We start from the raw sequence: 22,807 nt of genomic DNA, 5'->3' as shown, positions 1-22,807 counted from the left end.
TCCGGCCTCCTGCGTCGTGTTGAGGATGTTCACGTCGCGGAACAGTGCGGACGGGCAGCCGTGCGAGACCGCCGCGACCTGCCCCGGCTGGGCCTTGCCGCAGTTGAAGGCGCCGCCCAGCACGTAGGTCTGCGGACCGCCGACCTTCTCCATCGAGCCCCAGAACTCGGTGGTCGTCGCCTGGTACGCCACGTCGCGCAGCTGCCCGGCCAGCCGGCCGTTCTCGATGCGGAAGAAGCGCTGCCCGGTGAACTGGAAGTTGTAGCGCTGCATGTCGATCGACCAGGAGCGGTCGCCGACCACGTAGATCCCGCGCTCCACCCCGCCGATCAGGTCCTCGGTGGACAGCCCGCCCGGGTCCGGTCGCAGGGAGACGTTCGCCATCCGCTGCACCGGCACGTGCCCGGGGGAGTCGGCGTAGGCGCAGCCGTTGGAGCGGCCGAGACCGGTGAGCTTCGCGATCCGCCGGTCCGTCTGGTAGCCGGCCAGGGTGCCGTCCTTGACCAGGTCCCAGCTCTGCGCCTCGACGCCCTCGTCGTCGTAGCCGATGGTGGCCAGGCCGTGCTCGGCGGTGCGGTCACCGGTCACGTTCATGACCGAGGACCCGTACGTGAGCTTGCCGAGCAGATCGAAGGTGGCGAAGGAGGTCCCCGCGTACGCCGCCTCGTAGCCCAGCGCCCGGTCGAGTTCGGTGGCGTGGCCGATGGACTCGTGGATGGTGAGCCACAGGTTGGACGGGTCCACCACCAGGTCGTAGCGCCCGGCCTCCACGCTCGGGGCCCGCATCTTCTCGGCGAGGAGGCCGGGGATCCGCTCCAGCTCGCCGCTCCAGTCCCAGCCGGTGCCCGTGAGGTACTCCCAGCCGCGGCCGGCCGGCGGGGCGATGGTGCGCATCGAGTCGAACTCGCCGGTGGTCGCGTCCACGGCGACCGCGGTGAGCTGCGGGTGGATCCGCACCCGCTGCTGGGTGGTGGAGGTGCCCGAGGTGTCGGCGTAGAACTTGTTCTCGTGGACGGCCAGCAGCGAGGCGTCCACGTGCGCCACCCCTTCGGCGGCCAGCAGCCGGGCGCTCCAGTCCGCGAGCAGGGCCGCCTTCTCGGTGTCGGGCACGGAGAAGGGGTCGATGTCGTAGGCGGAGATCCAGGTCTTGTCGGCGTGCACCGGCTCCGGGGCCAGCTCGACCCGCTCGTCGGAGCCGGCGGCCTTGATCACCCGGGCCGACAGCTTCGCCATGGCGACGGCCTGCGAGGCCACCCGGGCGGCGGCGTCCATGGTCAGGTCGACACCGGAGGCGAATCCCCAGCTGCCCCCGTGCACCACGCGCACCGCGTAGCCGAGGTCGGTGGTGTCGGAGCCGCCGGAGGGCTTGGCGTCCCGCAGGCGCCACGAGGCGCTGCGGATCCGCTCCAGCCGGAAGTCGGCATGGTCGGCGCCCAGCGCGCGGGCCCGCGCGAGCGCCGCGTCGGCGAGCGCCCGCAGGGGCAGCGCGGTGAAGGCCGCGTCGATGGAATGGGCCACGGAATTCCTCCCGGAGTCGGGGGCGGTCGCCCCGATCATGTCGCGCTCGGGGCTCTTGTGCCTACATCTTTCTGTAGGGACTCGACAGAGCCCGTCCCGAGGCCCTGTCGGAGCCGATTCTCCGTATCGCCATGTCGGCCTATAGGTTTTTGCTGTCCAGACAGCTAGCGAAAGGGTGATCCGTTGAGCCGCTCGGTTCTCGTCACCGGAGGTAACCGGGGCATCGGCCTCGCCATCGCCCGCGCGTTCGCGCAGGCGGGCGACAAGGTCGCGATCACCTACCGTTCGGGAGAGCCGCCCGAGGCGCTCACCGAGCTGGGTGTGCTGGCTGTGCGCTGCGACATCACCGACTCCGAGCAGGTGGAGCAGGCCTACAAGGAGATCGAGGACAAGCACGGCAACGTCGAGGTGCTGGTGGCCAACGCCGGCATCACCAAGGACACGCTGCTGATGCGCATGTCCGAGGAGGACTTCGCGTCCGTCGTCGACACCAACCTCACCGGCACCTTCCGCGTGGTCAAGCGCGCCAACCGGGGCATGCTCCGCGCGAAGAAGGGCCGCGTCGTCCTGATCTCCTCGGTCGTCGGACTGCTGGGATCGGCCGGACAGGCCAACTACGCCGCCTCCAAGGCCGCGTTGGTGGGCTTCGCCCGCTCGCTGGCCCGTGAACTGGGCTCGCGCAACATCACCTTCAACGTGGTCGCCCCCGGCTTCGTGGACACCGACATGACGAAGGTGCTCACCGACGAGCAGCGCGCGGCCATCGTGTCCCAGGTGCCGCTGGCCCGTTACGCGCAGCCCGAGGAGATCGCGGCGGCCGTGAGCTTCCTGGCGTCCGACGACGCCGCGTACATCACTGGAGCCGTCATTCCCGTTGACGGCGGATTGGGCATGGGTCACTGATCACATGAGCGGAATTCTCGACGGCAAGCGCATCCTCATCACCGGGGTGCTGATGGAGTCGTCCATCGCCTTCCACACCGCCAAGCTGGCCCAGGAGCAGGGCGCCGAGGTCATCCTGACCGCGTGGCCCCGCCCGACGCTGACCGAGCGCATCGCCAAGAAGCTGCCGAAGCCGGTCAAGGTGATCGAGCTCGACGTCACCAACCAGGAGCACCTGGACCGCCTGGAGGGCCTCGTGCGCGAGGAGCTGGGCGGCCTCGACGGAGCCGTGCACTCCATCGGCTTCGCCCCGCAGGACGCCCTCGGCGGCAACTTCCTGAACACGCCGTTCGAGTCGGTCGCCACCGCCATGCACGTCTCGGCGTTCTCGCTGAAGTCGCTCGCCATGGCCTGCAAGCCGCTCTTCCCGGCGGAGGGCGCGGCCATCGTCGGCCTCACCTTCGACGCGCAGTTCGCCTGGCCGCAGTACGACTGGATGGGCCCGGCCAAGGCCGCGCTGGAGGCCACCAGCCGCTACCTCGCCCGTGACCTGGGCAAGGAGAACATCCGCTGCAACCTGGTCTCGGCCGGTCCTCTCGGCTCGATGGCCGCGAAGTCCATCCCGGGCTTCGGGGAGCTGGCGGACGTCTGGAACTCCCGCTCCATGCTGGACTGGGACATGACGGACCCGGAGCCCACCGGTCGGGGCGTCGTCGCCCTGCTGTCGGACTGGTTCCCGAAGACCACGGGCGAGATCGTCCACGTCGACGGCGGCCTGCACGCGATGGGTGCCTGACCCCGGACCGTCCCGCGTACGGCGGTGGCCGCGTCCCCCCTCGGGGGAGCGCGGCCACCGCCGTTTGCGGCTTCCGGGGCGGCGTACGGGCGCCCGGGTCGAGCGGATGTTCGTCGGCTGACCGGATCTTCCCAAGTCGAAAACCCGGACAGATGCCTGCAAACTGACCGAGCCGGGATCTTCCCGGCTCGTTCGGAGGAGGTGCGGGCGTGCGCGCGAGGCCGAGCCGAGCGGTATCCCTGCTGGTCACCTCGATGGTCTTGACCGGGTTCCTGATCCCGGGAGTCCTCGCGCCGCCCCACGGTCAGGAGTCGACCTCGGGCTCCCAGGCGGCGGCCGACACGGGGCCGGTGACCGTGAACGCGGCCGACCTCCCCGCGGAACCCCCCGCACAGCCCGCGCGGCCCGCCGCCGCGGAGCTCTACGGCGCCGACTGCGAGACCCTGATCAGCGGCTCGCAGGTGCTCGCGTACTGCCACAACGGCTACCCCGAGACCGACATGCTCCGGCTCCACGTGGAGTGCGACCGCTGGTGGGACGTGGACGGCGACGGCGCGGCGGTGCCGCTGGGCCCGGCCGGGCGTACGGAACTCACCGGGCGCTGCTGGAAAGAGGTCCGCACGGCCTGGGTGAGCCACGAGCGGCCCTGAGCCCGCCCACGCGTTCGCGCGGCCCCCGCCCGCCCCGTCAGCGGTGCGCGCCCTTGGCCAGGCAGACGAAGGGGTAGCCGGCCGCCTCCGAGGCGGCCGCGTCCCCGTCCCCGCGCCGGATCGCCTCGATCAGCCGGGTGTGGTCCAAGTGGTCCGCCGGGCGCAGCTCGGTGCCCACGTCCATGCGCAGCCAGTCCGCCACCAGGTCGCCGAGGTCCGCGTACAGCTCGATCAGCACCTCGTTGTGCGAGGCCGTCACCACCGCCATGTGCAGGCCGACGTCCGCCGCCACGAACAGCTCCGCGTCCCCGCTCTCCCAGGCCTCCTCGCGCCGCGTCAGCAACGCGTCCAACTGCACCAGGTCCCGCTCGGTGCGCCGCTCGGCCGCCAGTCGGGCCGCCGAGGACTCCAGCGTCGATCGCAGCTCGGCGATGTGCCGCGGGTCGGCGCCGGAGAAGCGCCGGTGCATCACCCCGGCCAGCTCGCTGGTGGCGAGCACGTAGGTGCCCGAACCCTGGCGGATGTCCAGGAGCCCGTTGTGGGCCAGGGCGCGCACCGCCTCGCGGACGGTGTTGCGGGCGACCCCGAGCAGCTCCACCAGCTCGGGCTCGGTGGGGATGCGACCGCCCACCGGCCACTCGCCCGAGGTGATCTGGTTCCTCAGCTGGGCGATCACCTGGTCGACGAGAGCGGAACGGCGGGGCGAGGTCAACGGCATCGGGGCGGGACCCTCTCGGACTCGGACTCGGACTCCGACGGGAAACGGCGGAGGAGGACGACGACTGGACAACCAATCATCCCATGATTCTATGATGGTTGAATGTCCGACGAAGAAATCCAGACCATGAACCGCCCGGCGGCCGTGCGCACCGGCACCGACCAGCCCCTTCCCGCCCCCGCGCACGTCGCCCCCCAGTGGCTCGGCCCGGTCCTCATCGTCGGAATCGTGCTGGCCGCCCTCAACCTGCGGCCCGCCATCACCAGCCTGGGCGCCCTCTTCGAGGAGACCCGTACCGGCCTCCACATGAGCGGCACCGTCGCCGGACTGATCACCTCCGTCCCCGCCCTCTGCTTCGCCGTCTTCGGCGTCACCGCGCCCCGGCTCTCCCGCCGCTTCGGGCCGGCCGCCGTCGTCTGCGCCGGCATGGTCGCCGTCGCCGCGGGCCTGCTGATCCGGCCCTTCGCCGACAGCGCCGTCGGGTTCCTCGCCGCCAGCGCCCTCTCCCTGGCCGGCATAGCCCTGACCAACGTCCTGCTCCCGGTCATCGTCAAGCGCTGGTTCCCGGACCGCGTCGGCACCATGACCGGCCTCTACTCCATGGCCCTGGCCGCCGGCACCTCCCTCGCGGCCGCCACCACCGTCCCGCTGACCTCCGCCCTCGGCGGGAGCTGGCGCACCGGCCTGCTCATCTGGGCCGTCCTGGCCGCGGCCGCCGTCCTGCCCTGGCTGCCGATCGCCCTCGCCGCCCGACGCGAGAAGGCCGCCGCACCCGCCGCCGTACGCGAGGACACGGGCCCGTCCGTCATCCGCAGCCGCACCGCCTGGGCCCTGGCCGGCTACTTCGGCATCCAGGCCACCGGTGCCTACGTGACCATGGGCTGGCTCCCGCAGATCTTCCGCGACGCGGGGGTCTCCGCCTCCACCGCCGGCCTCCTGCTGGCCGTCACCATGGTCATGGGCGTCCCCCTGGCCTTCGTGATCCCGCGCCTCGCCGGCCGGATGCGCCACCAGGGCCCCATCGCCGTCACCCTCGGCCTCTTCGGCCTCGCCGGCTACCTCGGGCTCTACCTCGCCCCCTCCGCCGGAGCCTGGGCCTGGGCCCTCCTGCTCGGCGTCTCCAACTGCGCCTTCCCGCTGGTCATCACCATGATCGGGCTGCGCGCCAAGTCCCCGGCCGGCGTCGTCAAGCTCTCCGCCTTCGCCCAGAGCACCGGCTACCTCATCTCCATCCCGGGCCCCCTGCTGATCGGCACCCTGTACCAGCACAGCGGCGGCTGGGACCTCCCGCTCGCCCTGATGGCCGCACTGCTGGTCCCGCAGATCCTGCTCGGCGTCCTCGCCGGCCGGGACCGCACGATCGAGGACGAATGCGGCATGCGAGACTGACCGACATGTCGCCCGTACTTGAGCCCAACCCGCAGAACGGCCGCAGGAAGCTCGGCCTCGTGCTCGGCGCGATGCTCGCCGTCACCGTGATCATCGCCGTCATCGCGACGATCGCCTCCCCCTGAGCCCCGCCCCCGGGCCCGTTGGTGGGGTTAACCCCACCAACCCCTAGGGGGGCAGGTTCAGGGTCCCCTGGGGTGTGCCCCGGATGGGAAGCGGCGCCGCGGATCCATAGATTCGTCCGTGCGAGCACGTCCCACCCGCACACCCCCCGGAGGCGGCCATGTCGGCCACCACGCACACCCCGTCCCGCACCGCCGCCCCCACCGCGGCCGGCTTCACCGCCGCCGCGCACGGATCCCGCCGCCGCACCGCCGGCGCCGACGGTACGAACGCCCGCCTGCACTGGTGGACCCTGGCGCTGCCCGCCCTCGCCTTCGGCCTGCTCCTGCTGCTCCTCGCCGGCTCCGGCACGGCGGACGCGGCCACCGCCGACCGGCCCTCCGGCCAGTCCTCGGGCCTCGTTCACGTCACCCAGCAGCTGCTGCGCGCCGTGGGCTGACCCCCGCGCGCCGGAGCACGCCCCACCCACGGGTGGGGGCCCCTCAACACCCTGCGCCGCATGGCTCGTTTCATGCGAAGCTGGGAATCATGAGCGCCGACACACCCCGCAGGATCGCCCTCCTCCGGCACGCCAAGGCCGACTGGCCCCAGGTGTCCGACCACGACCGCCCGCTGGCGGAACGCGGCCGAAAGGACGCACCGGCCGTCGGGCTGAAGCTGGCCGAAACCGGCATCGCCTTCGACCTGGCCCTCTGCTCCACCGCCGCCCGCACCCGGGAGACGTGGAAGCTCGCCGTCCAGGAACTGCCGCACCGGCCGCGGACCCACTACGAAGAGCGGCTCTACGACGCCTCGCTGGGCGAGCTCATCGCCCTGCTCAACGAGACCCCCGAGGACGTCGACGACCTCCTGGTCATCGGCCACAACCCCGGCATGCACTCCCTCGCCGACGCCCTCGCCGGGCGATCCGAGGGCGACACCGAGGCGCGGATGACCCGTACGGGCTTCCCCACCGCCGCGCTGGCCGTCGTCTCCTTCACCGGCTCGTGGAAGTCCCTCGAACACGGCGTCGCCACCCTCCTCGACTTCTGGACCCCGAAGGAACACTGAGCCACCGCCCCCGGACAGCGAAAGGCCCGGCCGGGAGGACCGGCCGGGCACTCGCTCGTGGGGCAGGGGTCAGGCCAGGTCGGCCGCCTCGACTTCCTCGCGCGTGATGCCGAGCAGATAGAGCACCGCGTCCAGGAAGGGCACGTTCAGCGCCGTGTGCGCGGCCTCGCGCACCACCGGCTTGGCGTTGAAGGCCACGCCCAGACCGGCCGCGTTCAGCATGTCCAGGTCGTTGGCCCCGTCGCCGATCGCCACCGTCTGCGCCAGCGGCACTCCCGCCTCGGCGGCGAAGCGGCGCAGCAGCCGGGCCTTGCCCGCCCGGTCGACGATCTCCCCGATGACCTTGCCGGTCAGCTTTCCGTCGATGATCTCCAGGGTGTTGGCCGAGGCGAAGTCCAGCCCCAGCCGCTCCCGCAGGTCGTCGGTCACCTGGGTGAACCCGCCCGAGACCACGCCCACCTGGTAGCCGAGCGTCTTCAGGGTCCGGATCAAGGTCCGGGCACCGGGGGTCAGCCGCACCTCGGAGCGCACCTTGTCCACCACCGAGGCGTCCAGCCCCGCCAGCAGGGCGACCCGCGCGTGCAGGGACTGCTCGAAGTCCAGCTCCCCGCGCATGGCCCGCCCGGTCACCTCGGCGACCTCGGCCTCGCAGCCGGCGTGCGCGGCGAACAGCTCGATGACCTCGTCCTGGATCAGGGTCGAGTCCACGTCCATCACGACGAGGCGCTGTGCCCGCCGGTGCAGACCGGCCGAGACCACGGCCACGTCCACGCCGATCTCGGCGGCCGTGGTGGCCAGAGCGGTGCGCAGCGGTTCGGTCTCGGCGCCGGAGACGGCGAACTCGACCGCCGTCACCGGGTACTTCGCGAGGCGGAAGATGCGGTCGATGTTGCCGCCGGTCCCGGTGATGCGGGCGGCGATGGTGGCGGTGGACTCCGCGGTGAGCGGGTGCCCGAGCACGGTGACGTGGGAACGACCGCTGCCGCGCGGCCGGTTGTCACCGGTGCCGGAGAGGATCTCCGCCTGGAGCTTGAGCGACTCGGCCCAGCTGTGGACGGTGGCCCGCAGCTCGCCCTCGGCGCCGCCGGCGGGCTTGGTGACGAGGGCGCACAGGACGATGCGGCCCCGGGTGACGACCTGCTCGATGTCGACGACGTCGACGGAGTAGGCGGCGAGGGTGTCGAACAGCCCGGCGGTGATCCCGGGACGGTCCTTGCCGAAGATCTTGACGAGGAGGGTGGGGACGTCGGAGGTCTGCGAAGCGCTCATGGTGCCCTCACCGTATCTTCCCCGCCCGCCGACTCGGACCCCTGTCCCAATACCTGAACGCGCGTTCCGTGCGCCCCGCCGGCCGGACCCCGCCGATTACCGATCGGTAATCGGCGGGACGGTCGGTCGAGAAGTCCCGTATCGCACTCTCCGGGGGGCTTTCGCCCCCACCGGCGGACCGTCGTGGAGGCCCCCGCCAGGCCCGGATTCCACATGTGGCCGCAGGCCTGAAATAGTTCCCCCGGATGTTCGCCATCCCTAGACTCCCTGACGTCAGGGGGATTCTCGGGGGACCTAAGTGGGGCTGGAGTGCCGGAACTCGTACTGGAATTGAATGGAAGGACCTGGACGCTCGAATCGTCCAGGTCGTACTCGCTGGGGCGCGATCCCCAGGGAGACATGGTGATCGACGACGCCAGGGTGTCGTGGCGTCACGCCACGATCAGTTGGAACGGCCGGAGTTGGACCCTGGAGGACCACGGCAGCACCAACGGCACCTATGTGCGCGGCGCTCGGGTCCAGCAGACGGAGCTCGTGCCCGGCACGCCGGTCCACCTGGGCAACGCCACCGACGGCCCGCGCATGGACCTCAGCGCCCCCGCCGCGCAGCAGCCGGCCTACCAGGCCCCGGCCGCGCAGGGACAGCACCAAGGCTGGGAGCAGCAGGCCCAGCAGCCTCAGCAGCACGCACAGCCTCAGCAGCACGCACAGCCGCAACAGCACGCGCAGCCGCTCCACCAGCAGCAGCAGCAGCCGTACGTGCCGCCGCAGCAGCAGGGCGGCGGGGCCCAGCAGCCCGCTCCCCAGTACGGCGGGGACCGCAGCCCCACGACGTTCCACCAGCTCTCGCTGGGCCACGTCATGCGCATCGGTCGCGCGCTGGAGAACGAGCTGGTGGTCTCCGACCTCCAGGTCTCCCGCCACCACGCCGAGTTCCGCTCGATGCCCGGCGGACGCTTCGAGATCCACGACCTCGGCAGCCACAACGGCACCTACGTCAACGGTCTGCCGGTCGCCAAGTCCGGCACGGCGCTGCTCGGGCCGAACGACATCGTCGGCGTCGGCCACTCCACCTTCCGGATCGTCGGCGACCGCCTGGAAGAGTTCGTCGACACCGGTGACGTCTCCTTCTCCGCCCGCCACCTCACGGTCACGGTCGAAGGCGGCAAGCAGATCCTCAAGGACGTCACCTTCGGCGTCCCGGAGAAGTCGCTCATCGGCGTCATCGGCCCCTCCGGCTCCGGCAAGTCCACGCTCCTCAAGGCGCTCACCGGCTACCGGCCCGCCGACCAGGGCGACGTGCTCTACGACAACCGCAACCTGTACAAGCAGTTCGCGGAGCTCCGCCAGCGCATCGGCCTGGTCCCGCAGGACGACATCCTGCACAAGGAGCTGCGGGTCCGCACGGCCCTCAAGTACGCGGCCAAGCTCCGCTTCCCCGGCGACACCGCCGAGGCCGAGCGCGCCGCCCGCGTCGACGAGGTGCTGCGCGAGCTCAAGCTCGACATCCACAAGGACAAGAAGATCACCGCGCTCTCGGGCGGTCAGCGCAAGCGCGTGTCCGTGGCGCTGGAGCTGCTCACCAAGCCCTCGCTGATCTTCCTGGACGAGCCCACCTCCGGCCTCGACCCGGGCATGGACCGCGACGTCATGCAGCTGCTGCGCGGCCTCGCCGACGACGGCCGCACCGTCCTCGTCGTCACCCACTCCGTCGCCGAGCTGGCCATCTGCGACAAGCTGCTGGTCATGGCCCCGGGCGGATCCGTCGCCTACTTCGGGCCGCCGGACGAGGCGCTGAACTTCTTCGGCTACACCACGTGGGCCGACGTGTTCTCCGCCTTCGAGAACTACCGCGACTACGACTGGGCGGGCCGCTGGAAGGGCTCGCAGCACTACCAGCTGTACGCGGCCGACATCGACGCGGTCGCCCCGCAGCCGGTCGCGATGCCGTCGCCGCAGCAGATGAACCCGCCGAAGCCGCAGGGCTGGGGCTCGCAGCTGTGGACGCTGATCCGCCGCTACGTCTCCGTCATCGCCTCCGACAAGGGCTTCCTCGCCCTGATGGTGCTGCTGCCCGCCGTCCTGGGCATCGTCTCCACGGTCATCCCGGCGAAGTTCGGCCTGGCTCCGCCGACCCCGCCGAGCCGCTTCAACGGCGACGCGGGAACCATCATGCTGATCCTCGCGGTCGGCATGTGCTTCTCCGGCGCGGCGAACTCGGTCCGTGAGCTGATCAAGGAACGCGTCATCTACGAACGTGAGCGCGCGACCGGCCTGTCCCGGTCCGCCTACCTCATGTCGAAGGTGATCGTCCTCGGCGTGATCACCGCCATCCAGGGCGTGATCATCTGCGCCATCGGCTTCACCCCGCGCAAGCTGCCGGCCGAGGGTCTGTTCATGAACCCGGCCGTCGAGCTCTGCGTCTCGGTGACCGCCCTCGGCTTCACCGCGATGATGTTCGGCCTCGTGATCTCCTCGTTGGTGAAGACCGCCGAGAAGACCATGCCGCTGCTCGTCATGTTCGCGATCATCCAGGTCGTCTTCACCGGCATCCTGTTCCAGCTGTACGACAAGATCGGCCTGGAGCAGTTCGCCTACCTGATGCCGTCGCGCTGGTCCGTGGCGGCCGCCGGCACCACCCTGAACCTCGGCAAGCTCATGGCGCCGTGGGACCAGGAGAACCCGACCAACACGGACCCCCTGTGGGACCCCACCGTCGGCCAGTGGTTCCTGGACGTCTCGGTCCTGCTGCTGATCGGCGTCCTCTGCGGCGTCGCCGTGGCCCGCCTGCTGCGTCGCCACGAGCCCGAGGTCATGCGCAAGTGACCCCGTAGGGGCCGTGGACGCACGACCAACGCCTCAGGGCGGCACCCGGTACTCCGGGGGCCGCCCTGAGGCGCATGGGGGTTCTGCGGGGTGAGCGGTGCCTAGTAGGCGCTGTTCACGTTGTCCATCGAGCCGTAGCGGTCGGCGGCGTAGTTGCACGCGGCGACGATGTTCGCGACGGGGTCGTACAGGTCGAACTTCGTGCCCTTGACGTGGTACGTGGCGAAGGTCGGCGGAATGACCTGGAGCAGGCCCTTCGACGGGATGCCGTTCTGGGCGTTGATGTCCCAGTTGTTGATCGCGCGGGGGTTGCCGCTCGACTCGCGCATCACGTTCTTGTGGATGCCGGCGTACGTGCCCGGGATGCCCTCCTTCTTCATGATGAAGAGGGCTTCCTTGATCCAACCGTCGAGGTTGTTCGCGAAGATCGGGGCGCGCGCCGCGGAACGGCTCGCCGCCGTCTTCTGGTCGCGGTCCTTCTTCGCGTCGGCCGCGGCCTTCGCCTTGGCGGCGGCGGCCTTGGTGGCCGCGGCGTCCTTGGCCAGCTTGTCGGCGACGGCCGTCTGGGCGGTGAGGTGCTGCTGGACCGACTGGGTCCAGGCCACGGGGGCGGCGGCCACGACCGTCTCGGTCTCGACGGCGGGGGAGCCGGCCGGGACGAGGGAGAAGGCGAGGGCGGCGGCGCCGAGCGTGGCGACACCTCCGATGGACAGCTTGTGTGCCTTCGTCAGACGACTGTGACCGGGAGTGCTGGAAGCAGACATGGCGGGGGCAACCTCTTCGACAGGGGCACCCCCATGGGGAATCTGGGGGCGGTGGCCGTGGGACAGCGCCGCTTGGATCCGAGATCCGCGGCGCTGGGCGACGTCGACATTCTTAGCGCTGGCAAAAACCCCTGGCAAAGATGTGACGTACGAAGCCGCATAGTGGATCAGGGCCTGCCGGGGAGCGCCGATGCGGACCCCGGACGCTAGGTGCGCCCGCACTGACAGCGTCTTTACATGTCCACTAGGCAGCTTCGTAAGTGATGTGCGTCCTATGCCCGGGCTCACATCGGCCTCGTAACGGTCTCACCCTGAGTTGCGACCGCAACGCAAACGGTGACGGATCTCCATGCTGAGGAGGACACGACCCCCACCGGCCTCATCCCCCAGGCGGACCCGACGCTCCCGGCCCCCCTCCCACGGCCGTACGCCCGAGGCCGCAGGCCCTACGTCCGAGGCCCGATCCCGCAGGTCAGGGCCGCCGGTACGGTGAGGCCATGGACAACGGACCCCGTACGGGACTGGCGGCCGTCAGCAGTGCCCTGCTCGCCATGAGCCGCCGACTGGAGGTCCACGACGTGCTCCGCACGATCGTGGCCTCGGCCCGCGAGCTGCTGGACGCGCGGTACGCGGCCCTGGGCGTCCCGGACGACCACGGCGGCTTCGCCCAGTTCGTCGTGGACGGCATCAGCGAGGAGCAGTGGCGCGCCATCGGCCCACTGCCCCGCCAGCACGGGATCCTCGCCGCGATGCTCCACCAGGACGCCCCCGAGCGGCTCTCCGACGTACGCCGGGACCCGCGCTTCGGCGGCTGGCCGGCCGCCCACCCCGACATGGGGGACTTCCTCGGGCTGCCCATCCGCGACGGCGAGGAGATCCTCGGCGCCCTCTTCCTCGCGAACAAGCGCGGCACCCGCCCCGGCGGGCAGGGCGAGGGACCGGACACCGGGGCGGATTCGGACACCGGTCCGGACGGGGGCCCGGACACCGGTCCGGGCACCGGCTTCACCGACGAGGACGAGGAACTCCTCTCCCTCCTCGCCCAGCACGCCGCCATAGCCCTCACCAACGCCCGCCTCTACGAGCGCAGCCGCGAGCTGACCATCGCCGAGGAGCGCTCCCGCCTCGCCCACGAGCTGCACGACGCCGTCAGCCAGAAGCTGTTCTCCCTGCGCCTGACCGCCCAGGCCGCGGCCGCCCTCGTCGACCGCGACCCGGACCGGGCCAAGGGGGAACTCCAGCAGGTCGCCGTGCTCGCCGCCGAGGCCGCCGACGAGCTGCGGGCCGCCGTGACGGAGCTGCGGCCCGCGGCCCTCGACGAGGACGGCCTCGTCCACACCCTGCGCAACCACGTCCGGGTCCTGGACCGCGCCCACGCGGCCCGGGTCACCTTCGCCTGCGAGGGCGTACGGGCGCTGCCCGCGGCCCAGGAGGAAGCCGTCCTGCGGGTGGCTCAGGAGGCCCTCCACAACGCCCTGCGCCACTCCGGGGCCGACCGCGTCGAGGTCACCCTGTCCAGGACGCCCGCCTGCGGCGCGGTCCTGCGCGTACGGGACTGGGGCAGCGGCTTCTCCCCCTCCACGGTCCGCGAGGCGGGCCGACATCTCGGCCTGGTGTCCATGCGGGACCGCGCGAGCGGCGCCGGGGGCCGCCTGGAGGTCCACTCGGAGCCCGGTGCGGGCACCACGATCGAGATGGAGGTCCCCGGTGGCTGACGCCCCGCGCATCCGTGTCCTGCTGGTCGACGACCACCAGGTGGTCCGGCGCGGTCTGCGCACCTTCCTGGAGGTACAGGAGGACATCGAGGTCGTCGGCGAGGCCGCCGACGGGGACGAGGGGGTCGCGCGCGCCGAGGAGCTGCGGCCCGACGTGATCCTCATGGACGTCAAGATGCCGGGCACCGACGGCATCGAGGCCCTGCGGCGACTGCGGGAGCTGACCAACCCGGCCCGCGTCCTCGTCGTCACCAGCTTCACCGAGCAGCGGACCGTCGTCCCCGCCCTGCGGGCCGGCGCCGCCGGGTACGTCTTCAAGGACATCGCCCCCGACGCCCTCGCCGGAGCCATCCGCTCCGTCCACGCCGGCCACGTCCTGCTCCAGCCGGAGGTGGCCGAGGCCCTCCTCGCGGCCCAGGACGACCGCTCGGCGTCGGCGTCCCGGCCGGGCGCGCTCACCGACCGCGAACGCGAGGTCCTCGGCCTGATCGCGGACGGCCGCTCGAACCGGGAGATCGCCAGGGCCCTCGTCCTGTCCGAGAAGACCGTCAAGACGCACGTGTCGAACATCCTGATGAAACTGGACCTCTCCGACCGCACGCAGGCCGCGTTGTGGGCGGTCAGACACGGAATGACGAACTGACCGGCCCGACGATCCCATCAACGGAGATTCATACGGTCGGGTGTATGTCGCCCACATGGCGTATCCCCGAGGGCGGGGAAGCCGTTCTCCATGACATGCAGCGACGGCTGGTCGCCGCAGACGTACTGGAGGACGAGAACGTGAAGAACTTCAAGAAGGCCGCAGCCGTCACCATGATCGCGGGTGGCCTCATGGTCGCCGGCGCGGGTGTCTCCTCGGCGCACGGCGGTGCGTCGGCGGAGGGCGAGGCCCTGAACTCGCCCGGCGTGGCCTCCGGGAACCTGCTCCAGGTCCCCGTCCACGTCCCCGTCAACGTGGTGGGCAACACCGTGAACGTCATCGGTCTGCTCAACCCCGCCTTCGGCAACTTCGGCGTCAACCACTGACCCGTCGCCCCACGAGCCCCGCTTCCCCCTCTCTCCCCGGGAAGCGGGGCTCCGGCACGCCCCCCTCGTGACGCCCGCCTAGCGCGCCGCAACCCTGGCGGCCCACACTCCGCCCGACGCCACCGGGGCCGGCCTCCCCCCTCCAGCCCCGCCGGCGTTTGAGGCGCGGGGGTACGGGGGCGGCGCCCCCGCAGCGGTCCGGGCGCAGCCCGGGGAACGGAGGAAGGGCGGGTAGGGGACACCCCCGCGCAGCGGCACCCCGCGGCACCGCCCCGCCGCCCCCGGCCGGACCCGGGACCACGGCACCGCCCCCGGCCCCGGCACCCACCCCGCCCGGACGGAACCGCCCCGGCACCCCGTCGGCCCCCGGTTCGGGACCCGGAACCGGCCCCCCGGGGCCCTAGCCCCGCCCGCGTTCCTCCACCGCCGAGTTGTACGCCGCGACCAGCGCCCGCCGGGCCACCCGCTCGACCGGCCTCAAGGCCTCGGCCCGCGCCGCCATCTCGGAGGCCGCCACCGCCGCCCCGTGCCCGTTGCGGTACGCCAGCGACACCATCAGGTCCACCCGCTGCGCCAGCGCCAGCACCCGCACCGCCCGCGCCGGATACCCCGGCGCCAGTACGTCACGGCCCGCCTCCGCCCGCGCCCGGTACGCCGACAGCGCCGCGTCCGCCACCGGCCCCGACGCCGCCACGTCCAGCCGGGTCAACACCACCGCGGCCTCGCGCAGCGCCTCCGCCAGCTCCCGCTCCGCCTCGCCGAGCGACGGCACGTCCGCCGGCGGGGCCTCCCGTACCGGCAGGCAGTGCCACACCACCGAGATGTGGACGTCACCCGCCGGGCCGGCCTCCGTCACCTCCGGCACCAGACCCAGCGCCGCGCCCGCGCACACCACGGCCTCCTCGGCGTCGAGGGCGCGCGCGTTGAACTCCGCCGGCCCGCTCAACCCCAACGGGTGCCCCGGCGCCGGCAGCGCGACCCGGAGCCCGCTCACCCCCAGCGCCCGCAGCCGCCCGAGCGCCAGCGTGAGGCCCACCGGCCCCGCCTCGCCCGGCAGCCCCGCCACCCGGTGCACGGAATCCTCGGCCACGATCGACAAAACGGCCTCGTCGGGCGAGACGAGACCGGCCAACAGAGCGTTCCCCCAGGCGGCCAGCCGCCCTGAACGCGGTTCGAAAAGCATCCCCCTACTTTACGGATCCGCCCCCGCACCCGGCCCCGGCCCCGGACCCCTCCCCGAGTGGCGTAGGTTTTCCCCTGGGGCTGCGCCTGCCGGCGCACAGAGAACCGTGACTGCAAGGGGTGACAACACGCTCATGAGCGATGTTCTGGAGCTGGTGGACGTATCCGTGGTCCGCGAGGGCCGGGCTCTGGTGGACCAGGTCTCCTGGTCGGTGAAGGAGGGGGAGCGCTGGGTGATCCTCGGCCCCAACGGCGCCGGCAAGACCACGCTGCTGAACCTCGCCTCCAGCTACCTCTTCCCCACCAAGGGCAGCGCCACCATCCTCGGCAGCACCCTCGGCAGGCCCGGCACCGACGTCTTCGAGCTGCGCCCGCGCATCGGCGTCGCCGGAATCGCCTTGGCCGACAAGCTCCCGAAGCGGCAGACCGTCCTGCAGACCGTGCTCACCGCCGCCTACGGCATGACCGCGACCTGGCAGGAGGAGTACGAGGACATCGACGAGCAGCGCGCCCGCGCGTTCCTCGACCGCCTCGGCATGAGCGACTACCTCGACCGCAAGTTCGGGACGCTCTCCGAGGGCGAGCGCAAGCGCACCCTGATCGCCCGCGCCCTGATGACCGACCCCGAGCTGCTGCTCCTCGACGAGCCCGCCGCCGGACTCGACCTCGGCGGTCGCGAGGACCTCGTACGTCGCCTCGGCCGCCTCGCGCGCGACCCCCTCGCACCCTCCATGATCATGGTCACGCACCACGTCGAGGAGATCGCCCCCGGGTTCACGCACGTCCTGATGATCCGCCAGGGCAAGGTCGTCACCGCCGGTCCCGTCGAATTGGAACTGACCTCGCGCAACCTCTCCCTCTGTTTCGGTCTCCCCCTCCTCGTCGAGCGCAACGAGCACGACCGCTGGACGGCCCACGGCCTGCCCCTGCGCTGACCCGCGCACGCGGCCGAGCGGCGCCGGCACCGATCGCACCCTGTCCCGACCGCGCCCGCCCGACCTACCATGACCACGTGGACATCGACGCGTGGGTGTGGTGGCTCATCGGCGCGGTCGGACTGGGCATCCCCCTGGTCCTGACCGCCATGCCGGAGTTCGGCATGTTCGCCGTGGGCGCGGTCGCCGCCGCCGTCACGGCGGCCCTCGGCGGGGGAGTGGTGGCGCAGGTCCTCGTCTTCGTGATCGTGTCGGTCGCGCTGATCGCCGTGGTCCGGCCGATCGCCAACCGCCACCAACGACCCCAACACCGCAGTGGCATCGACGCGTTGAAGGGCCGTAGCGCCGTCGTGCTCGAACGCGTCGACGGCAGCGGCGGCCGGATCAAGCTCGCCGGTGAGGTGTGGTCCGCCCGCACCCTCGACGCGGACAGCAGTTTCGAAGCGGGCCAGTCCGTCGACGTCGTGGACATCGACGGGGCGACCGCGGTCGTCATGTGAGCAAGCAGCCCACCCGCGGCCCCGGGGTCTGCGAGACTCCGATCAACGGGGCAGCACAGACAGTTGGAAGGGCACGGGGAACCGCATGCAACCGATCATCATCGTCCTGATCATCCTGGTGGTTCTGGTCTTCATCGCCCTGGTCAAGACGATCCAGGTGATCCCGCAGGCCAGCGCAGCCATCGTCGAGCGTTTCGGCCGCTACACCCGCACGCTGAACGCGGGCCTCAACATCGTCGTCCCGTTCATCGACTCGATCCGCAACAGGATCGACCTGCGCGAACAGGTCGTCCCCTTCCCTCCGCAGCCGGTCATCACCCAGGACAACCTGGTCGTCAACATCGACACCGTCATCTACTACCAGGTGACCGACGCCCGCGCCGCGACGTACGAAGTCGCCAGCTACATCCAGGCCATCGAGCAGCTCACCGTCACCACCCTGCGCAACATCATCGGCGGCATGGACCTGGAGCGGACCCTGACCTCCCGCGAGGAGATCAACGCGGCCCTGCGCGGAGTCCTCGACGAGGCCACCGGCAAGTGGGGCATCCGCGTCAACCGCGTCGAGCTCAAGGCCATCGAGCCGCCGACCTCCATCCAGGACTCGATGGAGAAGCAGATGCGCGCCGACCGCGACAAGCGCGCCGCGATCCTCCAGGCCGAGGGTGTCCGCCAGTCGGAGATCCTGCGCGCCGAGGGCGAGAAGCAGTCCTCCATCCTGCGCGCCGAGGGTGACGCCAAGGCCGCCGCCCTGCGCGCCGAGGGCGAGGCCCAGGCCATCCGTACGGTCTTCGAGTCCATCCACGCCGGCGACGCCGACCAGAAGCTCCTCGCCTACCAGTACCTCCAGATGCTCCCGAAGCTCGCCGAGGGCGACGCCAACAAGCTCTGGATCGTGCCGAGCGAGATCGGAGACGCCCTCAAGGGCCTCTCGGGCGCCATGGGCAACTTCGGCCCCATGGGAGCGGCTTCGGGCTTCAACCCGGGCAACGCGGGCAAGGACGGCGACGCCGCGGCCGACAAGGCCCGCACCGACCGCCGCGAACAGCCCCCCATCGACTAGGCCGTCTCTTTCGGATCTTGCCGGGCCCGGATCGTCCGGCACGGCACCTCTCCCCCAGCTACCGCTGGGAGGTGCCCCCTGCGTTGTCGGGCCTCCCGCGTACAACCAGTACGCGGGAGGCCTCCGCCTTGCGAGCTGTCCCCTCGGCCCTGCGGGCCTGGGGAGACCCCAGGCACCGGACGACCCGGGCTCACCCGCCAAGATCCGAAAGAGACGGCCTAGGCCCGCCCTCCCTCGTGCATGATCAGTGAGACCCCTCGACCTTCATGGCGGGGAGGCGACTCACTCCTGCAAGGGGGATGGCCTTGACCATCTGGGAATCACTCGCGGTATTCGCGGCCGGCATCGGCGCCGGCACCATCAACACCATCGTCGGCTCCGGCACCCTGATCACCTTCCCGGTGCTGCTGGCGACCGGCCTGCCCCCGGTCACCGCCAACGTGTCCAACACCCTCGGCCTGGTGCCCGGTTCGATCAGCGGGGCCATCGGCTACCGAAAGGAGCTGAGGGGCCAGCGCTCCCGCGTCCTGAGGCTCGGCGCCGTCTCCCTCGTCGGTGGCCTCGCGGGCGCGATCCTGCTCGTCACCCTGCCGTCGGACTCCTTCGACACGATCGTGCCCGTCCTCATCGGCCTGGCCCTCGTGCTCGTCGTCCTCCAGCCCCGCCTGGCCGCCGCCCTGCGCCGCCGCCAGGAAGCCGCCGGAGGCGCCACCGGACACGAGGACGGCGGCCCGGCCCTGTTGACCGGCATGCTGCTCTCCAGCGCCTACGGGGGCTACTTCGGAGCCGCCCAAGGCGTGCTCTACCTCGGACTGATGGGCCTGCTGCTCCGCGACGACATGCAGCGCATCAACGCCGTCAAGAACGTCGTCGCCGCCCTCGTCAACGGGATCGCCGCGGTCTTCTTCCTCTTCGTCGCCCAGTTCGACTGGACGGCCGTGCTCCTGATCGCCGTCGGCTCGACCATCGGCGGCCAGATCGGCGCGAAGGTCGGCCGCAGGCTGTCGCCCACCGTCCTGCGCGCCGTCATCGTGACGGTCGGATGCCTCGCGATCGTCCAGCTACTGCTCCGCTGAGCGACGTAGAAGCCCTACGTCACCCAGCGGACCGGCTCCTCAGGCAGAACGCCCCAGCCACTCGGGCAGCACATCACGCCCACCCGCCCCGAGCGCGAACAGCATCGCGTCCGCCGGGGACGGTACGAACGGCTTCCGGAGGAGCGGCATCCCCGCCTCCTCCGGAGTCCGCGCCGCCTTGCGGTGGTTGTCCTCGGCGCAGGAGGCCACCGTGTTCAACCAGGTGTCCCCACCACCCTGGGCCCGCGGCAGCACGTGGTCCACGGTCGTCGCGCGCTTCCCGCAGTACGCGCACCGGTGTTGGTCCCGGACCAACACCCCCCTCCGTGACCAGGGAGCATGTCTTCGGAAGGGCACCCGGACGTACCGGCAGAGCCTGATCACCCGCGGCATCGGAAGGTCCATGGTGGCCGCGCGGACACGCAGTTCGGGGTGCGACTGTTCGACCACGGCCTTGTCCTGGAGAACCAGGACGACGGCCCGGTTCAGGGTTACCGTCGACAGCGGCTCGAAGCTCGCGTTCAGCACCAGCGTGTCCCGCATCTCGCCCACCTCCCGTGTGCAGGCCCGCGACCACACCGGCTGCAGGGCCCGCAACCACTCTGGTCGCGCGCGCCACGCGGGACAACGCAATAAAAATGCCCGGTCCTGGCCGTCTTTAGACCAGGACCGGGCAAACGCTCCGAGAAGATCAGCCCGCGGGCGACTCGTACTCACCGATCAGCTGGGCCCGACCGAGCGCGTGGAAGCGGAGGTGGAACCCGACGACCGCCGGCGAGGAGTCCTCGTCCGGCCCGAGCTCCTCCCGATCCACCGCGTACACGGTGAACACGTAGCGGTGCCGCTCGCCGCGCGGCGGAGCCGCTCCGCCGAAGTCCTTCGTGCCGTAGTCGTTCCGTACGTGCACGGCCCCCTCCGGCAGTCCCTCGAAGTCCCCGCTGCCCGCCCCGGCCGGGAGCTCCGTGACCGACACCGGCAGGTCGAAGAGCACCCAGTGCCAGAACCCGCTGCCCGTCGGCGCGTCCGGGTCGAAGCAGGTCACGGCGAAGCTCTTCGTCCCCTCCGGGAAGCCCTCCCACCGCAGCTGCGGCGAGACGTTCTTGCCCGTCAGGACCTGCGCCGCATGCAGATCGGCCCCCTCGGAGACGTCCTCGCTGGTCACCGTGAAGGAGTGGACCTCCGGGTGGAAGGCGTGGGGAAGGGGAGCCCTGCTCTGGTCTGACACTGCTGAACCTCCGGGTGTGCGGATCCGCGTACGCGTGTGTACGGACGTGATCCCGAGCCTAGAACCAGTTGCGCTGCGAACCGACGCTCGCGATCCACTGGTTCAGGTACGCCGCCCAGTCGGTCCCCTGGTAGGACTGCAGACCGACCTGGAAGCAGCGGTAGGTGTCGCTGCCCTCGCTGAACAGCCCCGGCTTCTTGTCCATCTCCAGGACGACGTCCATCTCGCGCCCGTCGGAGACGAAGGTCAGCTCGACCTGGTTCAGCCCCCGGTACTGCGCCGGCGGCAGGAACTCGATCTCCTGGTAGAACGGCAGCGTCTGCCGGGTGCCCCGGATGTGCCCCTTCTCCATGTCCGCGCTGCGGAAGGAGAAGCCGAGCTGCTGGAAGGCATCGAGGATCGCCTGCTGCGCCGGCACCGGGTGCACGTTGATCGGGTCCAGGTCACCCGCGTCCACCGCGCGCGCGATCTCCAGCTCGGTGCTGACCCCGATGTTCATCCCGCGCAGGTGCTGACCACCGAAGTGGGTGATCGGCGTCTCCGCCGGGATCTCCAGCCCGAACGGCACCACGTGTAGGACGCCCGCCTGTACCTGGAAGGCCCCGCCGAGGCGCTGCTTGGTGAAGACGACGTCCTGCTTGTACTCGTTCTCGCCGCCCTCCACCTCCACCCGGGCCTGCAGTCCGACGGACAGCCCCTCGATCTGCTGCTCCACGGCCCCGCCCTGAATGCGGACCTCGCCCTGGACGATCCCGCCCGGGACCACGTTCTGCTCGGTGATGACCGTGTCCACCGACGCGCCACCGGCACCCAGGCTCGCCAACAGCTTCCTGAACCCCATGCTCAATCTCCCCTGATACGGATCTAAGGACCTGGCGCCAAGTAGGCGTCCACCCCTTACCAACGCGGAACCCTAGGCCCCGGTTGCAGGCGTGCGCGGTCCACTACGCTCGACCGGATGATCTCGCGCCCCGACCGTACGCCCCTGCCCAGGTCCTTCTTCGACCGCCCGGTCCTCACGGTGGCCCCGGACCTCCTGGGCCGCACCCTGGTCCGCCGCACCCCGGAGGGCCCCCTGGAACTGCGCATCACGGAGGTGGAGGCGTACGAGGGCCAGGTCGATCCGGGCTCCCACGCCTACCGCGGCCGCACGGCACGCAACGCGTCGATGTTCGGTCCGCCCGGACACGCGTACGTCTACTTCATCTACGGCATGTGGTTCAGCCTCAACCTGGTCTGCGGCCCCCCGGACCACGCGAGCGGGGTCCTGCTGCGGGCGGGCGAGGTGACGCTGGGCGCCGACCTGGCGGCCAAACGGCGTCTTTCCGCAAAGAAACCCCACGAACTGGCCCAGGGTCCGGCCCGCCTCGCCACAGCGTTGGACGTGGACCGCACCCTCGACGGCACGGACCTCTGCGCCGGCCCCGATTCCCCGCTGTCCGTCCTCGCGGGATCCCCCACCTCACCCGACCTGGTGGACAACGGCCCCCGCACGGGAGTGGGCGGCGCCGGCGCGGTCCACCCGTACCGCTACTGGATCAAGAACGACCCGACGGTCAGCCCCTACCGCGCCCACGCACCGCGCCGCCGCGCGACTTGACTCCACCCTTCCGGACGCCTAACGTAGTCCGAGCCGCTTGAACGGGGCACTGCCTTCCGCAGACCCCCAGAGCGACCAAACCACTACTACGACTTACCCCTGGCGGGGGCTTATTCGGCATGTCCGAATTCCCTGCCGCAGCTCGATTATGAGCCAAGAGGGGAAAGCGCTAACGTAGCGGAGCGCCGAAAGGCCAAAGACCCCCAACGGTCACCGAATTCAATTCCAAGTCCGGTAAACGGCACGGAAACGATCTGGTAGAGTTGGAATCGCCGGAAAGGGAAAACGCGAAAGCGAAGAACCTGGAAAGCGCCGAGGAAATCGGGCCCGAAAGAGTCTGATAGAGTCGGAAACGCAAGAACAGAAGGAAAAGCCCGGAGGAAAGCCCCAGTAAGTGTTACTGAGGGTGAGTACAAAGGAAGCGTCCGTTCCTTGAGAACTCAACAGCGTGCCAAAAATCAACGCCAAAAGTTGATACCCCGTCCATTTCGGTGGAT

General features: G+C 70.9%; 24 protein-coding genes. 16 read left to right on the top strand and 8 right to left on the bottom strand.

Annotated elements, in window-relative coordinates:
• The coding region (locus ACIOD1_RS21315; RefSeq protein ID WP_401903917.1) for a TldD/PmbA family protein at positions 1-1,557 on the bottom strand (1,557 nt) is incomplete at its 3' end.
• A gap of 144 nt (positions 1,558-1,701) precedes the next feature.
• Here ACIOD1_RS21315 and fabG point away from each other — a divergent pair.
• The 3 genes from fabG to ACIOD1_RS21300 all read left to right on the top strand — a co-directional run bounded on the left by fabG (position 1,702) and on the right by ACIOD1_RS21300 (position 3,846).
• Positions 1,702-2,421 carry a 3-oxoacyl-[acyl-carrier-protein] reductase gene (gene fabG, locus ACIOD1_RS21310; RefSeq protein ID WP_401903914.1) on the top strand — a complete coding sequence of 240 codons (720 nt, stop codon included), beginning with the start codon at positions 1,702-1,704 and terminating at the stop codon, positions 2,419-2,421.
• Positions 2,422-2,425: 4 nt separating this feature from the next.
• The gene (gene fabI, locus ACIOD1_RS21305; RefSeq protein ID WP_365623890.1) at positions 2,426-3,196 is read left to right on the top strand and encodes an enoyl-ACP reductase FabI; all 771 of its coding nucleotides are present in this window, start codon (positions 2,426-2,428) and stop codon (positions 3,194-3,196) included.
• A 209-nt stretch (positions 3,197-3,405) separates the two neighbouring features.
• Complete coding sequence (locus ACIOD1_RS21300; RefSeq protein WP_365623888.1) at positions 3,406-3,846, top strand: hypothetical protein; 441 nt, start codon at positions 3,406-3,408, stop codon at positions 3,844-3,846.
• 37 nt (positions 3,847-3,883) lie between these two features.
• On the opposite strand, the gene ACIOD1_RS21295 is transcribed toward ACIOD1_RS21300, so the two are convergent.
• Positions 3,884-4,564, bottom strand: coding sequence for a FadR/GntR family transcriptional regulator (locus ACIOD1_RS21295; protein WP_365623886.1), 681 nt, complete (start codon positions 4,562-4,564; stop codon positions 3,884-3,886).
• 102 nt (positions 4,565-4,666) lie between these two features.
• Between ACIOD1_RS21295 and ACIOD1_RS21290 the strand changes: the two genes are divergently transcribed.
• From ACIOD1_RS21290 to ACIOD1_RS21275, 4 genes are all read left to right on the top strand, one after another.
• Positions 4,667-5,953: an MFS transporter gene (locus ACIOD1_RS21290; RefSeq protein WP_365623884.1), complete on the top strand. Its 1,287-nt coding sequence runs from the start codon at positions 4,667-4,669 to the stop codon at positions 5,951-5,953.
• A 5-nt stretch (positions 5,954-5,958) separates the two neighbouring features.
• Positions 5,959-6,078: an SGM_5486 family transporter-associated protein gene (locus ACIOD1_RS21285; protein ID WP_365623882.1), complete on the top strand. Its 120-nt coding sequence runs from the start codon at positions 5,959-5,961 to the stop codon at positions 6,076-6,078.
• A gap of 158 nt (positions 6,079-6,236) precedes the next feature.
• Positions 6,237-6,515, top strand: a complete 279-nt coding sequence (locus tag ACIOD1_RS21280; RefSeq protein ID WP_365623880.1) for a hypothetical protein — start codon at positions 6,237-6,239, stop codon at positions 6,513-6,515.
• 89 nt (positions 6,516-6,604) lie between these two features.
• Positions 6,605-7,126, top strand: coding sequence for a histidine phosphatase family protein (locus ACIOD1_RS21275; protein ID WP_365623878.1), 522 nt, complete (start codon positions 6,605-6,607; stop codon positions 7,124-7,126).
• A gap of 69 nt (positions 7,127-7,195) precedes the next feature.
• On the opposite strand, the gene serB is transcribed toward ACIOD1_RS21275, so the two are convergent.
• Complete coding sequence (gene serB, locus ACIOD1_RS21270) at positions 7,196-8,395, bottom strand: phosphoserine phosphatase SerB (protein WP_365623876.1); 1,200 nt, start codon at positions 8,393-8,395, stop codon at positions 7,196-7,198.
• Between the two features lie 309 nt (positions 8,396-8,704).
• Here serB and ACIOD1_RS21265 point away from each other — a divergent pair, with 309 nt between their 5' ends.
• Entirely contained in the window at positions 8,705-11,221 is a 2,517-nt protein-coding gene (locus ACIOD1_RS21265; RefSeq protein ID WP_401903910.1) for an FHA domain-containing protein, read from the top strand.
• A gap of 101 nt (positions 11,222-11,322) precedes the next feature.
• Here ACIOD1_RS21265 and ACIOD1_RS21260 read toward each other — a convergent pair whose 3' ends face one another.
• Positions 11,323-11,985 (bottom strand): transglycosylase SLT domain-containing protein, encoded by a 663-nt coding sequence (locus ACIOD1_RS21260; protein WP_365623872.1) that lies wholly within the window; start codon positions 11,983-11,985, stop codon positions 11,323-11,325.
• Between the two features lie 497 nt (positions 11,986-12,482).
• Between ACIOD1_RS21260 and ACIOD1_RS21255 the strand changes: the two genes are divergently transcribed.
• The 3 genes from ACIOD1_RS21255 to ACIOD1_RS21245 all read left to right on the top strand — a co-directional run bounded on the left by ACIOD1_RS21255 (position 12,483) and on the right by ACIOD1_RS21245 (position 14,729).
• A complete protein-coding gene (locus ACIOD1_RS21255) occupies positions 12,483-13,700 on the top strand; it encodes a GAF domain-containing sensor histidine kinase (protein WP_401903908.1) in 1,218 nt (405 codons plus the stop codon).
• Positions 13,693-14,343: a response regulator gene (locus tag ACIOD1_RS21250; protein ID WP_401903906.1), complete on the top strand. Its 651-nt coding sequence runs from the start codon at positions 13,693-13,695 to the stop codon at positions 14,341-14,343. Before ACIOD1_RS21255 ends, ACIOD1_RS21250 begins: the two co-directional genes overlap by 8 nt.
• 140 nt (positions 14,344-14,483) lie before the next feature.
• On the top strand, positions 14,484-14,729 hold the full coding sequence (locus ACIOD1_RS21245) for a chaplin (protein WP_365624115.1): 246 nt from the start codon (positions 14,484-14,486) through the stop codon (positions 14,727-14,729).
• A gap of 400 nt (positions 14,730-15,129) precedes the next feature.
• Here ACIOD1_RS21245 and ACIOD1_RS21240 read toward each other — a convergent pair whose 3' ends face one another.
• Complete coding sequence (locus ACIOD1_RS21240) at positions 15,130-15,912, bottom strand: hypothetical protein (protein WP_365623866.1); 783 nt, start codon at positions 15,910-15,912, stop codon at positions 15,130-15,132.
• Between the two features lie 133 nt (positions 15,913-16,045).
• Between ACIOD1_RS21240 and ACIOD1_RS21235 the strand changes: the two genes are divergently transcribed.
• From ACIOD1_RS21235 to ACIOD1_RS21220, 4 genes are all read left to right on the top strand, one after another.
• Complete coding sequence (locus ACIOD1_RS21235; RefSeq protein ID WP_365623864.1) at positions 16,046-16,846, top strand: ABC transporter ATP-binding protein; 801 nt, start codon at positions 16,046-16,048, stop codon at positions 16,844-16,846.
• A gap of 77 nt (positions 16,847-16,923) precedes the next feature.
• Positions 16,924-17,346: an NfeD family protein gene (locus ACIOD1_RS21230; protein WP_365623862.1), complete on the top strand. Its 423-nt coding sequence runs from the start codon at positions 16,924-16,926 to the stop codon at positions 17,344-17,346.
• An 85-nt stretch (positions 17,347-17,431) separates the two neighbouring features.
• Positions 17,432-18,409, top strand: coding sequence for an SPFH domain-containing protein (locus ACIOD1_RS21225; protein WP_401903903.1), 978 nt, complete (start codon positions 17,432-17,434; stop codon positions 18,407-18,409).
• 299 nt (positions 18,410-18,708) lie between these two features.
• A complete protein-coding gene (locus ACIOD1_RS21220) occupies positions 18,709-19,485 on the top strand; it encodes a sulfite exporter TauE/SafE family protein (RefSeq protein WP_365623858.1) in 777 nt (258 codons plus the stop codon).
• A gap of 39 nt (positions 19,486-19,524) precedes the next feature.
• On the opposite strand, the gene ACIOD1_RS21215 is transcribed toward ACIOD1_RS21220, so the two are convergent.
• The 3 genes from ACIOD1_RS21215 to ACIOD1_RS21205 form a co-directional block, all read right to left on the bottom strand.
• Positions 19,525-20,028: an HNH endonuclease gene (locus tag ACIOD1_RS21215; RefSeq protein ID WP_365623856.1), complete on the bottom strand. Its 504-nt coding sequence runs from the start codon at positions 20,026-20,028 to the stop codon at positions 19,525-19,527.
• A 148-nt stretch (positions 20,029-20,176) separates the two neighbouring features.
• Positions 20,177-20,710 (bottom strand): YbhB/YbcL family Raf kinase inhibitor-like protein, encoded by a 534-nt coding sequence (locus tag ACIOD1_RS21210; RefSeq protein ID WP_365623854.1) that lies wholly within the window; start codon positions 20,708-20,710, stop codon positions 20,177-20,179.
• 58 nt (positions 20,711-20,768) lie between these two features.
• Positions 20,769-21,551 (bottom strand): sporulation protein, encoded by a 783-nt coding sequence (locus ACIOD1_RS21205; protein WP_365623852.1) that lies wholly within the window; start codon positions 21,549-21,551, stop codon positions 20,769-20,771.
• Between the two features lie 117 nt (positions 21,552-21,668).
• Between ACIOD1_RS21205 and ACIOD1_RS21200 the strand changes: the two genes are divergently transcribed.
• Positions 21,669-22,310 (top strand): DNA-3-methyladenine glycosylase, encoded by a 642-nt coding sequence (locus ACIOD1_RS21200; RefSeq protein WP_365623850.1) that lies wholly within the window; start codon positions 21,669-21,671, stop codon positions 22,308-22,310.
• Positions 22,311-22,807 lie beyond the last annotated feature (497 nt).

The sequence above is a fragment of the Streptomyces sp. NPDC088097 genome (genome assembly GCF_044741845.1).
Lineage (GTDB): Bacteria > Actinomycetota > Actinomycetes > Streptomycetales > Streptomycetaceae > Streptomyces.
This window is presented reverse-complemented; position numbering and strand designations above follow the sequence as displayed.